General features: G+C 66.2%; 12 protein-coding genes. 8 read left to right on the top strand and 4 right to left on the bottom strand.

Features of this window, described 5'->3' with window-relative positions:
* The first annotated feature begins 85 nt into the window (after positions 1–85).
* The 7 genes from Q1K70_RS17180 to Q1K70_RS17150 all read left to right on the top strand — a co-directional run bounded on the left by Q1K70_RS17180 (position 86) and on the right by Q1K70_RS17150 (position 9,196).
* Positions 86–1,054: a polyprenyl synthetase family protein gene (locus tag Q1K70_RS17180; protein WP_300162136.1), complete on the top strand. Its 969-nt coding sequence runs from the start codon at positions 86–88 to the stop codon at positions 1,052–1,054.
* Positions 1,055–1,105: 51 nt separating this feature from the next.
* On the top strand, positions 1,106–4,102 hold the full coding sequence (locus Q1K70_RS17175; protein WP_300162133.1) for an AIR synthase-related protein: 2,997 nt from the start codon (positions 1,106–1,108) through the stop codon (positions 4,100–4,102).
* A gap of 254 nt (positions 4,103–4,356) precedes the next feature.
* A complete protein-coding gene (locus Q1K70_RS17170; protein ID WP_300162131.1) occupies positions 4,357–4,848 on the top strand; it encodes a cytochrome c family protein in 492 nt (163 codons plus the stop codon).
* Positions 4,849–4,958: 110 nt separating this feature from the next.
* The gene (locus Q1K70_RS17165) at positions 4,959–6,971 is read left to right on the top strand and encodes a methyl-accepting chemotaxis protein (protein ID WP_300162129.1); all 2,013 of its coding nucleotides are present in this window, start codon (positions 4,959–4,961) and stop codon (positions 6,969–6,971) included.
* A 254-nt stretch (positions 6,972–7,225) separates the two neighbouring features.
* Entirely contained in the window at positions 7,226–7,384 is a 159-nt protein-coding gene (gene rd, locus Q1K70_RS17160; protein ID WP_009109513.1) for a rubredoxin, read from the top strand.
* A gap of 48 nt (positions 7,385–7,432) precedes the next feature.
* Positions 7,433–8,638, top strand: coding sequence for a flavodoxin domain-containing protein (locus tag Q1K70_RS17155; protein WP_300162115.1), 1,206 nt, complete (start codon positions 7,433–7,435; stop codon positions 8,636–8,638).
* A gap of 105 nt (positions 8,639–8,743) precedes the next feature.
* Positions 8,744–9,196 (top strand): PPC domain-containing DNA-binding protein, encoded by a 453-nt coding sequence (locus Q1K70_RS17150; RefSeq protein ID WP_300162112.1) that lies wholly within the window; start codon positions 8,744–8,746, stop codon positions 9,194–9,196.
* Positions 9,197–9,333: 137 nt separating this feature from the next.
* On the opposite strand, the gene Q1K70_RS17145 is transcribed toward Q1K70_RS17150, so the two are convergent.
* The 4 genes from Q1K70_RS17145 to Q1K70_RS17130 all read right to left on the bottom strand — a co-directional run bounded on the left by Q1K70_RS17145 (position 9,334) and on the right by Q1K70_RS17130 (position 11,292).
* On the bottom strand, positions 9,334–9,609 hold the full coding sequence (locus Q1K70_RS17145) for an HU family DNA-binding protein (protein ID WP_300162109.1): 276 nt from the start codon (positions 9,607–9,609) through the stop codon (positions 9,334–9,336).
* 118 nt (positions 9,610–9,727) lie between these two features.
* Positions 9,728–10,126 carry a MucR family transcriptional regulator gene (locus tag Q1K70_RS17140; protein WP_300162106.1) on the bottom strand — a complete coding sequence of 133 codons (399 nt, stop codon included), beginning with the start codon at positions 10,124–10,126 and terminating at the stop codon, positions 9,728–9,730.
* Positions 10,127–10,480: 354 nt separating this feature from the next.
* Positions 10,481–10,849 carry an Hsp20/alpha crystallin family protein gene (locus tag Q1K70_RS17135; protein ID WP_300162103.1) on the bottom strand — a complete coding sequence of 123 codons (369 nt, stop codon included), beginning with the start codon at positions 10,847–10,849 and terminating at the stop codon, positions 10,481–10,483.
* Positions 10,850–10,878: 29 nt separating this feature from the next.
* Complete coding sequence (locus tag Q1K70_RS17130) at positions 10,879–11,292, bottom strand: Hsp20/alpha crystallin family protein (protein WP_300162100.1); 414 nt, start codon at positions 11,290–11,292, stop codon at positions 10,879–10,881.
* 243 nt (positions 11,293–11,535) lie between these two features.
* On the opposite strand from Q1K70_RS17130, the gene htpG reads away from it, so the two are divergent.
* Complete coding sequence (htpG, locus tag Q1K70_RS17125; RefSeq protein WP_300162097.1) at positions 11,536–13,431, top strand: molecular chaperone HtpG; 1,896 nt, start codon at positions 11,536–11,538, stop codon at positions 13,429–13,431.
* Positions 13,432–13,567 lie beyond the last annotated feature (136 nt).

The following is a 13,567-nucleotide window of genomic DNA, read 5'->3' as shown; positions in this document are numbered from 1 at the left end:
GCCCTGGAAAAGCTGGCGCAACGGGGCTTTTTCCAGGCCGATCCCCCCTTGCCAGCCCCGGACCAATGCTGTTAAACGCCAGCGGATGAGCGATTTCGCGGACATTTTATCTCGGGAAGTCCCGGCCATCAACAGCTACCTGGAGGAGCAGGCGGACACGCTTTCCCCCCTGGTCCAGCCGGTGGTGCGCCATGTGCTGTTGGCCGGAGGCAAGCGCCTGCGTCCGCTGCTCACCGTCCTCGTGGCCAGGGCCCTGGGCCATGATCGCGACGACGTCTATCCCCTGGCCTGCTCGCTGGAATTTTTGCATTCCGCCACGCTGCTCCACGACGACATCGTGGACGGCGCGCCCCTGCGCCGGGGCCGGGAGTCCGCCCACGTGCGCTTCGGGTCCACGCACACCATCCTGGCCGGCGACGTGCTGCTCGCCCTGGCCAACCGCACCGTGGCCGAATACGACAATCCGGAGCTGACCCGCATCCTGTCCGAGGCCCTGCTCCAGACGGCCACGGGCGAGATCCTGGAGATCGCCCACCTGCGCGACGTGGACCTGCCGCTGGAAACGTATCTTTCCATCATCACCGGCAAGACGGCCTACCTGCTCCAGGCGGCCTGCCACTGCGGCGCGGTCCTGGCCGGCGCGGGCGACAAGCTCCGCGAGGCGGCCCAAAGCCTCGGCGTCAACTGCGGCATCGCCTTTCAGCTCGTGGACGACGCCCTGGACTACACCTCCCCGGCGGCCGTGTCCGGCAAACCCACCGGCGGCGACCTCAAGGAAGGCAAGGTCACCCTGCCGCTGATCCTCTACCTTGCCGGGCTGCCCTTCGACGCCCGCCGCCGGCTGGCCGAGGATTTCCGCCAGGACCAGCTTTCCGCCGAGGACATCGAATATTTGCGCGGCAACATCGTCGCCGGCGGCCATGCCGAAAAGACCCGCGAGATGGCCGCCGCTTATCTTGAAAAAGCCCAGGCCGCCCTGGCTCTCTTCCCGCCCTCGCCCCAAGCCGAACTGATCGGCCAGGTGCTGGCGCCCATGCTCGCCCGGGACAAATAGGCCAGCCCCGCCGGCGGCTGGCCGGCGCATCCCGCACCCCAGGAGAACGCCATGCTCACCCGCCTCGCCGTGGGCCTTCGCCCGAGCGTAACCGATACGGTCGGCCAGCGCGTGGCCGGCAAGATCGAAAACGAACTCCGCCTGCCCGTGCGGTGGGTCCGCATCGTCAAGATCTTCACCATCGACGGTCTGACCGAAGACGAGGTCCGCCGCGTCGCCGACGCCGGGGCGCTCCACGACCCGGTGGTGCAGGAGGCGTCCCTTTCCCCGCTGTCCCCGGGCGACGGCGAGACCGACTGGGTGATCGAGATCTCCTTCCGCCCGGGCGTCACGGACAACGAGGCCCGCACCGCCAAAGAGACCGTGGCCCTGGCCCTGGGGCTCTCCGACGAGCGCCGGGCGGATCTCGCCGTCTACACCGCCGTCCAGTACCACGTCGCCGGCCTGCAGGGCGCGGACGCGGCCGAGCGCGTGGCCGTGGATCTGCTCGGCAACGACCTGCTCCAGCGCCACGAGATCGCCTCTGGCGACGCCTGGCGCGCCGCGCCCGGATTCGGGGCCAAGGCGGCCAAGGTCACGGGCCAGGCCAGCGCCAAGGTCGAGACCCCGGACCTGTTCAACATGCTCGAGGACCAGATGCTGGAACTCGGGCGCGAGCGCACGCTCGCCCTGTCCCTGCCCGAGTGGTGGGCCATCCGCGAGTATTTCGGCCGGCCGGGCTTCAAGATGCGCCGGGTGGTCTGGGGGCTCATCCACAACCCCACGGACGTGGAGCTCGAGTGCATCGCCCAGACCTGGTCCGAGCACTGCAAGCACAAAATCTTCAACGCCGTCATCGACTACCGCGACGAGGAAGCCGGCACGGACGAGGTCATCGAAAGCCTCTACAAGACCTACGTCCAGGGCTCGACCAAGGACATCCGCCGCGCCCTCGGCAAGGGCGACTTCTGCCTGTCCGTGTTTTCCGACAACGCCGGCGTGGTGCGCTTCACCGGGGACATGCACCTGTGCATCAAGGTGGAGACCCACAACAGTCCGTCGGCGCTGGACCCCTACGGCGGCGCGCTGACCGGCATCGTGGGCGTCAACCGCGACCCCATGGGCACGGGCATGGGCGCGAACCTGCTCTGCAACACCGACGTCTTCTGTTTCGCCTCGCCCTTCTGGGAGGGCGAGCTGCCGCCCCGGCTGCTCCATCCCCGCCGGGTGCTCGAAGGCGTGCGCGAGGGCGTGGAGCACGGCGGCAACAAGTCCGGCGTGCCGACCGTCAACGGCTCCATCGTCTTCGACGAGCGGTTCCTGGGCAAGCCGCTGGTCTTTTGCGGCACGGTGGGCATGCTGCCGGCGACGCTTCACGGCAAGCCGAGCTACGAGAAGAAGGCCAACCCCGGGGACTGGATCGTCATGGTCGGCGGCCGGGTGGGCAAGGACGGCATCCACGGCGCGACCTTCTCCTCCGAGGAGCTCCACGAGGGCTCCCCGGCCACGGCCGTGCAGATCGGCGACCCCATCACCCAGCGCCGCATGTACGACTTCCTCATGCGCGCCCGGGACCTGGGCCTTTACAGCGCCATCACCGACAACGGCGCGGGGGGGCTTTCCAGCTCCGTGGGCGAGATGGCCCGCGACAGCGGCGGCTGCGAGCTCTACCTCGACCGGGTGCCCCTCAAGTACGACGGCCTGGTGCCCTGGGAGATCCTGACCTCCGAGGCCCAGGAGCGCATGACCGTGGCCGTGCCGCCCGCGCGTTTCGCGGACTTCATGCGCCTTTCCAAGGAAATGGGCGTCGAGTCCACCGAACTGGGACTTTTCACCGACTCGGGTTATCTGCGCGTGTACCACGGCAAGCGCACGGTGGCCTACATCGACATGGACTTCCTGCACGACGGCACGCCGCGCATGCGCCTGACCGCGACCTGGAAACGGCCGGCCGTCGCCCGCGTCGAGCCGGCCATGCCGGCCGGCGGCCACGGGGCGCTTTTAAGGCGCATGCTCGGCCGGCTCAACATCTGCAGCAAGGAATACGTGGTCCGGCAGTACGACCACGAGGTCAAGGGCGGCTCGGCGGTCAAGCCCCTGTGCGGCGCGCGCCGCGACGGCCCCTCCGACGCCGGCGTGCTGCGCCCGGACCTGTCCCGGCCCGAGGGCGTGGCCCTTTCCCACGGCATCTGCCCGCGCTACTCCGACATCGACGCCTACTGGATGATGGCCGCGGCCATCGACGAGGCCGTGCGCGGGGCCGTGGCCGTGGGGGCCGATCCCTCGCGCCTGGCCGGGGTGGACAACTTCTGCTGGTGCGACCCGGTGGAGTCGGAGAAGACCCCGGACGGCCGCTACAAGCTGGCCCAGCTGGTGCGGGCCAACAAGGCCCTGGCCCATTTCTGCCGGGCGTTCCGCACGCCCTGCGTCTCGGGCAAGGACTCCATGAAAAACGACTACTCCGGCGGCGGGGCCAAGATCTCCATCCCGCCAACCGTGCTCTTTTCCGTCATGGGCTTCGTGCCGGACGTCGCCCGGGTGGCCACCTCCGACTTCAAGGCCGCCGGCGACCTCGTGTACGTGCTCGGCGTCACGCGCCGGGAGCTCGGCGCGTCGGAGCTGGCCGGGGAGCTCGGCTTCACCTCGCCCGACGTGCCGCAGGTGGACGCCGTGTCCGCCCGGGAGCGCTACCGCGCCCTGCACGCGGCCATCCGGGCCGGGCTCGTCACCGCCTGCCACGACTGCTCCGACGGCGGCCTGGCCGTGGCCCTGGCCGAAATGGCCCTGGGCGGACGGGCGGGGGCCGACCTGGACCTGGCTGCCGCCCCGGCCGAACCGGGGCTGACCGACCTGGAGCTGCTCTACAGCGAATCCCAAAGCCGCCTGGTGGTCACGGTGGCCCCGGAAAACCGGGCCGCCTTCGAGGCCCTCTTCGCCGGGCAGTCCCTGGGGCTTCTCGGCGCCGTGTCCGACGAGGCGGAGCTCGTGCTGCGCCGGGGTTCCGCCATCCTGTGCGCCGAGCAGGCCGAGGACCTGGCCCGGGCCTTCAAGGCCACCCTCGACTGGTAGTCTTGCGGGAAGGGCGGCCGGCCCTTCCATATCTCCGCGCCGCCGGTCGCGAGCCCCGTCCCCGCGCGCGACCGGCGGCGCGCCGTTTTCCCGGTCCGCCTCGGCCGGGCCGCCTCCCGCCGCCTGTCCCATAACGCCCCTTTCCCCCGGAAAGGGGCGTGACGCATCGCTTCCATGGCTCCGACCGCCTTGATCGCCCCTCCTAAATGGGATATGTATCGCCTTATTTCCCCACCGCCAGCTCGGAGGCTGACATGACGGTCCATTGGCGCTCTTTTTTGGCGACGTGTCTGGCGACCGGTCTATGGCTTTGTGCCCCGGGACCGCTTCCGGCCCAGCAATCCGGCGGCTCGAAGACCGCCACGTACGTCGGCTCGGCGGCCTGCAAAGACTGCCATGCCAAGGAATACGACTCCTTCAGCCGGTATTCCAAGAAGGCCCATTCCTCGGAGTCGGTCAAGATCATGGCCAAAAAGCTCACGTCCGAGGAACTGGCCGGCTGCTTCGCCTGCCACACCACGGGCTACGGCCGGCCCGGCGGGTTCGTGAGCTTCGAGAAGACGCCGGAGTTGGCCAACGCCGGCTGCGAGGTCTGTCACGGCCCGGGCGCGGCCCATGTGGATTCCGGCGGCGACCCGGCGCTGATCAGGGCCAAGCTCGCCATGTCCGACTGCGAGGCCTGCCACAACGCCGAGCGGGTACGCAGCTTCAACTTCAAGCCCATGCTCTTTGCCGGAGCGCACTAGCATCGCCTCCTGAAAATACGAAAGTATTTTCAGGAACAACCATTAGTTCCGCGTAACGCCCCGGATTTCGGACCCACGGATTTCGAGGACGCGACGCAAGGAGTGCCGCGATGGGCGTCATTTCCCGCTCCCTGGGCCTCAAGGTGCTGCTGCTGGTCTCGGGCTTGACCATCCTGGCCTTCGCCGGGCTGTTCCTGGCCAACGCCAACTGGCAGCGCCAGGGCTCGGTGGACCAGATCGGCCGGGCCAGCCGGCGTGTGAACGACATGCTGCGCATGGCCATCGAGGAGCCCATGCGCCTGGGCAAGAACGCCGAGACCGCGGCCCAGTTCGCCAAGGTGGCGGCGGCCCAGCGGGACATCAAGGTCTTCCTCACCGATTTCCGGGGCAACGTGACCTATTCCACGGACCAGTCCGTGCTGCGCAAGGATTTTTCCGCCGTGGCCCCCGGCGGGGACATCGCCGCCCTGGTCGGCAAGAGCCTGGCCGGCGACTTCCACGGCGGCGACATCCTGCCCTGGGACGGCAAGCCGGCCTTCGTGGCCGTCAATTCCGTCAAAAACGAGCCCGACTGCCACCACTGCCACGGCGCGTCCAAGCCCATCCTGGGCACCATGGTCGTGGTCCAGGACATCACCCCGGAACTGGCCCGGCTCACCGCCGACCAGCTCAAGAGCGCCGGCCTGTCCCTGGCCGGCATGGTCGCCCTCCTGGCGGCCCTGCTCCTTTTCATGAAATACTCCGTGGTCGGCCGCGTCAGGAAGCTGGCCGCCATGTCCGAGGCCATCAGCCGCGGCTCCCTGGACATCGCCTTCACCGTGCCCGGCCGGGACGAGATCGCGGTCCTGGCCAAAAACCTGTCCGTCATGGTCGGCAACATCAAGGACCAGCTCGAATACAACAAGGGCATCTTAAACGGCGTGATCATCCCCATCTTCGTGGCCGACCGGGAGCGCCGCTTCGAGTTCGTCAACACTCCCCTCCAGCACATCCTGGGCAAGTCCGAGTCCGAGATGCTCGGCCGACTCGTGTCCGAGAGCTTCATCCGCGAGGACGGGCGCTCGGGCTGCGCCGCCGTGCTGGCGACCGGCGAATGCGCCAGCGGCTTCACCCGCTTCACCCGCACCGACGGCCGGGTCTTCCCCCTGCACTACGAGATCAGCCCCCTGCAAAACGCCGCCGGCGAGGTGGTCGGCGTCATCGGCGTGCTCATCGACCTGACCCAGGAAGAAAAGGACAAGGACCACATCAAGGCCCAGCGGGCCAAGCTCCTGGCCGTGGCCGACGAGGTCACCGCCGTGGCCCGGAACCTGTCCGAAGCCTCGGACGTGCTGACGCACCGCATGGAGGAGCTCACCGGCGGCGTGGCCAACACCGCCCGGGAAACCGAACGCGTGGCCACGGCCATGGAGGAGATGAACGCCACCGTGCTCGAGGTGGCGCAAAACGCCGGCAGCACGGCCCAAGCCTCGGACGTGGCCACCCAGGCGGCCATCGAGGGAGGCCGGGAAGTGACGCGCACCGTGGAGGAGACCCGCGAGGTCTCGGTCAGGACCGCGGACCTGGCCGGCTCGCTCGGCACGCTGGAAACCCGGGCCGAAGGCATCGGCCGGGTGCTGTCGGTCATCGGCGACATCGCCGACCAGACGAACCTTTTGGCCTTAAACGCCGCCATCGAGGCGGCCAGGGCCGGCGAGGCCGGGCGCGGCTTCGCCGTGGTGGCCGACGAGGTGAGAAAGCTCGCCGAAAAGACCATGACCGCCACCGGCGAGGTGGCCACGGCCGTGAGCGAGATCCAGGCCAGCACCCGCCAGGTCGTGGCCGGCATGAACGACGCCAAGGTCCGGGTGGAGCGCAACGCCGACATGGCCGAACAGTCCGGGGTCGTGCTCACCCGCATCGTGGAGCAGTCCAACCGCATCGCCGACATGGTGCGCAACATCGCCACCGCCTCGGAACAGCAATCGGCCACCAGTGAAGAGGTCAACGGCAGCATCACCCACATCAACGCCCTGTCCCAGGACATCGCCCGCCAGATCGCCGACGCCAACACGCGCATCGGCGAGGTGCGTTCCATGGCCCACCACCTGGCCGAACTGGTGGAGCAGTTCCGGGAAGAATAAACGCAACCCCGCGAAAAAGCCGGACTTGACAATTTGGTCCAAACTGAAGGATAGACTTGGGCAGGCGTGATCGTTACGGTCGATCATGCCGTTGTCGGTCAGGTGCGTCCGCCGTCGCGACGAGACGGCGTTTCCGGACGGAAACATCCGGGGATATGGCCTTATTGCCGCTCAGGCAAGGGCGCTCGGAGGACCCGGCGCTGAGGGCAAATAAGGATGGGGCCGCCGCCGACGCAACCCCAAAGGAGCTTCCCATGGACAAATACGAGTGCAGCATCTGTGGCTACGTGTATGATCCCGCCGCCGGCGACCCGGACAACGGCGTCGCCCCGGGCACCAAGTTCGAGGACATCCCCGAAGACTGGGTCTGCCCGGTCTGCGGCGCCCCGAAAAGCGAATTCAACAAAGCCTAACCCCATTCCGCCGCGCCGCCCCGAGGGGCGGCTTTTTCGAGGAATCCCATGCGACCCGTGGAAATCTGCAAGGACGTCTACTGGGTGGGCGCCGTCGATTGGGAGTGCCGCAACTTCCATGGCTACATGACAGCCCCCACCGGGACGACCTACAACGCGTTTCTGATCAAGGACGAGAAGATCGCCCTGTTCGACTCGGTCAAGGCCGGCCACGGCGACGAGATGCTGTGCCGCGTGGCCCACGTCGTCCCCCTGGACAAGGTCGACTACCTCATCGTCAACCATGTGGAAATGGACCACTCGGGCGCGCTGCCCGAACTCGTGGCCCGCACCAAGCCGGAGAAGATCTTCACCTCGCCCATGGGCGAGCGGGCCATGCGCGCCCACTTCGACTGCGCCGACTGGCCCATCGAGGTGGTCAAGACCGGCTCGTCGATCTCGCTCGGCAAGCGCACCCTCCAGTTCCTGGAGACGCGCATGCTGCACTGGCCGGACAACATGGCCACCTTCATCCCCGAGGACGGCGTGCTCATCTCCTCCGACGCCTTCGGCCAGAACTGGGCCACCAGCGAACGCTTCGCCGACGAACTGGACCGGCGGCTGGTGCAGAAGCAGCTCGACCGCTACTTCGCCAACATCGTGCTGCCCTTCAGTCCCATCGCCCAGAAGACCATCGAGACCATCGAGTCCATGGGGCTCGACGTCCGCTACATCTGCCCGGACCATGGGCTGATGTTCCGCACCGCCGACGACGTCGCCTGGGTGGTGTCGCGGTACAAGGAACTGGCCGCCCAGAAGCAGAAGAAGAAGGCGGTGCTGGTCTTCGACACCATGTGGCACTCCACCGAGCGCATGGCCCACGCCATCGCCACGGGGCTGGCCGAGCACGGCGTGTCGTTTAAGCTCATGAACCTCCACGTCTTCGACCACTCCGACGTCATGGAGGAGGTCTGGGACGCGGCGGCGGTGTTCGTGGGCTCGCCCACGCACAACAACGGCATGCTGCCCAAGGTGGCGGACATGCTGACGTACATGAAGGGCCTCAAACCCAAGGGCAAGATCGGCGCGGCGTTCGGCTCCTACGGCTGGAGCGGCGAGGCCGTGAAGGACATCTCCGGCTGGCTCGAGGCCATGGGCATGGACATGCCCGTGGACGGGGTGCGCATCCTCTACGTGCCCACCCACGAGCAGCTCGCGGCCTGCGTGGAGATGGGCCGGACCATCGGCAAAGCCATCGCCGACAAGCTCGGCTAGCCGGCCCTTTGTCGGAAACAACACCGGGGGAACCGACGGGCAGCCGCGGTTCCCCTTTTTCGTTGCGGCGGGGACGTCGCGCCCGGCCGGGACAGGAGGAGAGCCATGATCGTATCCGAAGGCCGCATCGGCCGCGTGTTCGTGCTGCGCCTTTCCGACGGCGACCGCATCCCGGACGCCATCGAGGCGTTCGCCGCCTCGCGCGAGGTGACCTCGGCCGTGGTGCTGGCCCTGGGCGGGCTGCAGAAGGGCAAGCTGGTGGTGGGCCCCGAGGACGGCGAGGTCATGCCGCCCACGGCCATGCTGGCGGCCATCGGCGCGGTGCACGAGGCGGCGGCCGTAGGCACGCTTTTCCCCACGGCCCACCACGGCAAGCCGACGCTGCACATGCACGGCGTGCTCGGCCGGGGCGAGGAAACCCGGGCCGGCTGCGTGCGGCCGGGGCTCGAGGTGTGGAAGATCTTCGAGGTGGTGGTGATCGAGGTCCTGGGCACGGAACTGGCCCGGTCCCACGACCCGGAAACGGGCTTCAACCTGCTCGGCTGGGCGCCGCTGTAAGCGGCCGGGCGTTGCCGCGACATCCGGCGCGCGGCTTGCAAGACCCACTGTCATCGGCCAACCCATCGTCCCCCACGCCAAAACAAAAAGGCCGCGGTTTCCCGCGGCCTTTCCTGCCTTGAGGGCGAAAACGAAAACTACTTCACGGCGTCTTTGAGGGTCTTGCCCGGCGTGAAGCGGACGGCCTTGGAGGCCGGGATGTCGATGGCCTTGCCGGTGCGGGGATCGCGGCCGGTGCGGGCGGCGCGCTCGGACACCTTGAAGGTGCCGAAACCGGTCAGGGTCAGGGCCTCGCCCGCAGCCAGGGAGTCCTGGATGGCCTCCAAGACGGCGTCGAGAACCTTGCCCGCCTCGGTCTTGGTGGCGATGCCGGCATTGGCCTGAATTTTGGCGATGATGTCTGTTTTAGCCATGTGCGTGCGATCTCCTTATCGTGTGATTGCCGGCCGTGCGGCAGCCAGGGGAGCCGGACCCGGGCTCGGCGGCGAACCACCGCCCGGATGCGGCCCACCTATAGCGAAAACCGCCAACTTAGGCCACTACTTTTCCCTTCTTCTCCCACAACCGCATATTCTTCATTTTTTTGCGGCGGTCCCGCTGCAGGGACTTGCACACCAGGGGCATGGACTTCTTGTAGCCGTGCTTGGCCTTGTATTCCTCGGGCGTGAGCCCGTGGGTGGCCAAGTGCTTCTTGGTGATCACCTTGAACGACTTGCCGCACTCCAGGCAGGTGACGGATTTTTCCTTGACCGCCTTCTTCGGGTCCATGCCGACGCCCGGCTCTGCCTCGCCCTCGCCGACGTCGCCGCTGATGTCGCGGATGCCGGCGGCAAGACGCCGTACCATGGAGGTGATCTCCTCGTCAGTCATGGTGCGCACGGACGCCTGGGCCTTGACGATTTCCAGGGCGCATTTGACGTATTCTTCCATACCGTCTCCTTCAGATGGGCATAAACGAAATATGCAACATCACACCTGTGAAGACAAAGGCGACCTGTGTCAATAGCTAAAACAAATGAAGTGCTCTTTCTTCACGAATTGCAACTTTCAAAACCTGCACTTCTGCGTATCAAAAGTGATTTATTACTTTTTTGAAATACAAAAACCGCCTTGCCATTCTCCCGATAGAAACCCGCTGCTACCCGTCACCCCATCTCCCTTTGGCGGGCACCGTCCATTCGCCATGCACTCCCGCCAAAAAAATGCGCCCCGGGCGGAGCGAAAAGCTCCCCCGGGGCCAAAGAAGCGGAAAGAGATCGCCGCTTTCCAGAAGACACGGCCGCACTAGCCGGCCTGAATTTCGATCTTGCGGGGCTGCACCTTCTCCTGGCGCGGCAGGTACAGTTCGAGCACGCCGTCCTTGAGCGTGGCCTTGATGCGCTCCTTGTCCACGATGTGCGACACCGTGAAGCTGCGGAAGTACTCGCCGCCGCCGAACTCCACATGCCCGAGCTTGCGCCCCTCGACCATCTGGTAATCGGCTTTGCCGATCACCTTGAGCTCGTCCTCGTTGAGGTCGATGACCAGGGTTTCCTTGCTCACTCCCGGCATATCGACATATATATAAAATCCGTCTTCCTTTTCGATGATGTCCGTGGCCGGCTTGACCCGGGGCAGCCGACGCTCCTCGGCCTTGACCGCGTTGTCCGTCATGACGTTCCTCCCTGGGCGAAAATACCTGGTTATACCGCTTCGATGCTGATCTTCTTCGGCCTGCTCTCGTCGGATTTGGGCAGCACCACGTCGAGCACGCCGTCGCGCATGCTGGCCGTCACCCTTTCCCTGGCCACGGCGGCCTGGATGTTGACCACGCGCTGAAAGAAACCGGTCGGGCGCTCCTGGCGATAGTACTTTCCTTTCACGCCCTTGCGCTCGCCCTTGATGACCAGGCTCGAATCCGTAAGCGTCAGGTCGAGGTCGGCGATGTCCATGCCGGGAATCTCGCAGCTGACGTAAATGTTCTCGTCGTCCTCGCCGATGTTCAGCGGCGGATAGGCCATGCTCCGCTGACTTATGGCCATGGACGGCCACAAGGACTCGAACAGCCGGTCGAAGGGCGTGCCCGCGCCGTAGAACGGACTCAAATCAATGACCATATCTGCACCTCCGCAAAGGTAGTTCTTCACAGCCGAAAATAAACAACCCCCCAGGCCTGTCAATGGGGGTTTCCCCGTTTTTTCCAGACCCCTCTCCGCCTTGACAACCTGCTTTCCCTGCTTATGTTTCGGCCAAAGATCGTTCGGGGCGCGCCCCCCGAAAGGCCCGACCCGCGCACGCGGGCGCGAGCCTTTTTTTGGGCCGCGCGACGCGCCCCAATCCAAGCCCAAAAGGAGCCGCCCATGTCCGCAGCCCAAGGGGAAACCCACGAGTTTCGCGCCGAGATCCGCAAACTCCTGGATATCATCACCCACTCCATCTATACCAACAGGGAAATCTTTCTGCGAGAACTGGTGTCCAACGCCTCCGACGCCTTGGACAAGCTGCGCTTCGAAACCAGCCGGGGCGCCGCCGTCGCCGACCCCGACACGCCGCTTCAAATCCGCATCACCACCGACAAGGACGCCGGCAAGCTCACCATCGCCGACACCGGCTGCGGCATGACCCGCGACGAACTCGTGGACAACCTCGGCACCATCGCCAAATCCGGCACCGAGGCCTTCATGAAGTCCGTGGCCGACGACAAGGACGCCGCTTCCAACCTTATCGGCCGCTTCGGCGTGGGCTTCTATTCGGTGTTCATGGTGGCCAAGAGCGTCGCCGTCACCTCCCGCTCCTCCCGCGCCGATGTCGCCCCGGCCCGCTGGACCTCGGACGGCTCGGGCAGCTTCGCCGTGGAGGACGTCTCGGGCGAGGTCGCGCGCGGCACCACCATCGAGATCGAACTCAAGGACGAAACCAAGGAGTACGCCGACCCGGCGCGCATCAAGGACGTGCTGCGCAAGCACTCCAACTTCATCTCCTTCCCCATTCTGGTGGACGGCGAAAAGACCAACACCATCCCCGCCCTGTGGCGCGAATCCAAGTTCTCCGTCACCCCGGAACAATACAAGGAATTCTACCAGTTCCTCACCTACGACAACGAGGAGCCCCTGGCCACGGTCCACGTGAGCGTGGACGCGCCGGTGCAGTTCACCGCCCTGCTCTTCATCCCGGCCAAGGGCCTCGGGCCCATGGCCTTCCGCGACGCCCTGCACCACGGCCTGGACCTCTACGTGCGCCGGGTCATGATCTCCAAGGAAGCCAAGGAGCTCATCCCCGAATACTTGGGCTTCGTGCGCGGCGTGGTGGACACCGAGGACCTGCCGCTCAACATCTCCCGCGAAACGCTCCAGGAAAACCTGGTGCTGCGCAAGATCCAGACCGTCATCGTCAAGCAGGTCCTGGACAAGCTCAAGAACCTGGCCAAGGAAGACCCGGACAAGTACGCCGCCTTCTTCAAGGAGCACGGCCAGGCCCTCAAGCTCGGCTACGGCGACTTCGCCAACCGCGAAGCCTTCGCCGACCTCATGCGCTTCGACTCCTCGGCCGTCGAACCCGACGCCGACTTCACGTCGCTTTCCGCCTACGCCGAACGTGCCAAGGAAGGACAAAAGTCCATCTACTACCTGTCCGGCCCGTCCCGCGCCGCCCTGGACCTCAACCCCCACCTGGAAATCTTCCGGGCCAAGGGACTTGAAGTCCTCTACCTCTACGAGCCCGTGGACGAGTTCATCATGGACACCATCGGCACGTACAAGGACCTGGCGCTCAAATCCGCCGAACTGGCCGACCACGCCGAACTCGACGCCTTCGAAGGCGAAGCCCCCAAGACCGAGGCCCCGCAGCTCACCAAGGAAGAGGAAGGCTCCTTCGACGACTTCCTCAAGAAGATCAAGGAACTCCTCGGCGACCGAGTGACCGAGGTGCGCCTGTCCACGCGGCTGACCCAAAGCCCGTCCTGCCTCGTCTCCCCGGACGACCACATGACCTCCAGCATGCAGAAAATCATGCGCCTGGTCAGCAAGGACACCTCCATCCCCAAGAAAACCCTGGAGATCAACCGCGATCATGCGCTGATCCGCAACCTGCTCTCCATCTACCGCCGCGACGCCGCCGACCCGTTCCTGGGCAAAGCCGTGGAACAACTCTACGACTCGGCCCTGCTCCTCGACGGCTACCTCTCCGACCCGCACCAGATGGTCGCCCGCATCAACGACCTGCTCGCCGACGCCAGCGCGCTGCACGCGAGGGATTAATTAAGAGAATGGGGCTCTGCCCCAGGCCCCGCCGGGAGGGGGTGACCCCCTCCCGGACCCTCCCCGACGGGTGCGAGCGGAGAGGCGTGTGGGAACGGTGGACGGCGGGGCGTCGGTCGTTGTGGTCGGGGAATTG

It is taken from the genome of Solidesulfovibrio sp., from assembly GCF_029978005.1.
Lineage (GTDB): Bacteria > Desulfobacterota > Desulfovibrionia > Desulfovibrionales > Desulfovibrionaceae > Solidesulfovibrio.
Note: the sequence above shows the minus strand (reverse complement) of the source record. Positions and strands in the feature narration are given on the sequence as shown.

Excerpts from the sequence above, each read along its gene's own strand:
- Q1K70_RS17140 (WP_300162106.1), bottom strand. The coding sequence starts at position 10,126 with ATGGAAGAATACGTCAAATGCGCCCTGGAAATCGTCAAGGCCCAGGCG.
- htpG (WP_300162097.1), top strand. The coding sequence starts at position 11,536 with ATGTCCGCAGCCCAAGGGGAAACCCACGAGTTTCGCGCCGAGATCCGC.
- Q1K70_RS17155 (WP_300162115.1), top strand. The coding sequence starts at position 7,433 with ATGCGACCCGTGGAAATCTGCAAGGACGTCTACTGGGTGGGCGCCGTC.
- rd (WP_009109513.1), top strand. The coding sequence starts at position 7,226 with ATGGACAAATACGAGTGCAGCATCTGTGGCTACGTGTATGATCCCGCC.
- Q1K70_RS17145 (WP_300162109.1), bottom strand. The coding sequence starts at position 9,609 with ATGGCTAAAACAGACATCATCGCCAAAATTCAGGCCAATGCCGGCATC.
- Q1K70_RS17130 (WP_300162100.1), bottom strand. The coding sequence starts at position 11,292 with ATGGTCATTGATTTGAGTCCGTTCTACGGCGCGGGCACGCCCTTCGAC.
- Q1K70_RS17165 (WP_300162129.1), top strand. The coding sequence starts at position 4,959 with ATGGGCGTCATTTCCCGCTCCCTGGGCCTCAAGGTGCTGCTGCTGGTC.
- Q1K70_RS17170 (WP_300162131.1), top strand. The coding sequence starts at position 4,357 with ATGACGGTCCATTGGCGCTCTTTTTTGGCGACGTGTCTGGCGACCGGT.
- Q1K70_RS17180 (WP_300162136.1), top strand. The coding sequence starts at position 86 with ATGAGCGATTTCGCGGACATTTTATCTCGGGAAGTCCCGGCCATCAAC.
- Q1K70_RS17150 (WP_300162112.1), top strand. The coding sequence starts at position 8,744 with ATGATCGTATCCGAAGGCCGCATCGGCCGCGTGTTCGTGCTGCGCCTT.
- Q1K70_RS17135 (WP_300162103.1), bottom strand. The coding sequence starts at position 10,849 with ATGACGGACAACGCGGTCAAGGCCGAGGAGCGTCGGCTGCCCCGGGTC.
- Q1K70_RS17175 (WP_300162133.1), top strand. The coding sequence starts at position 1,106 with ATGCTCACCCGCCTCGCCGTGGGCCTTCGCCCGAGCGTAACCGATACG.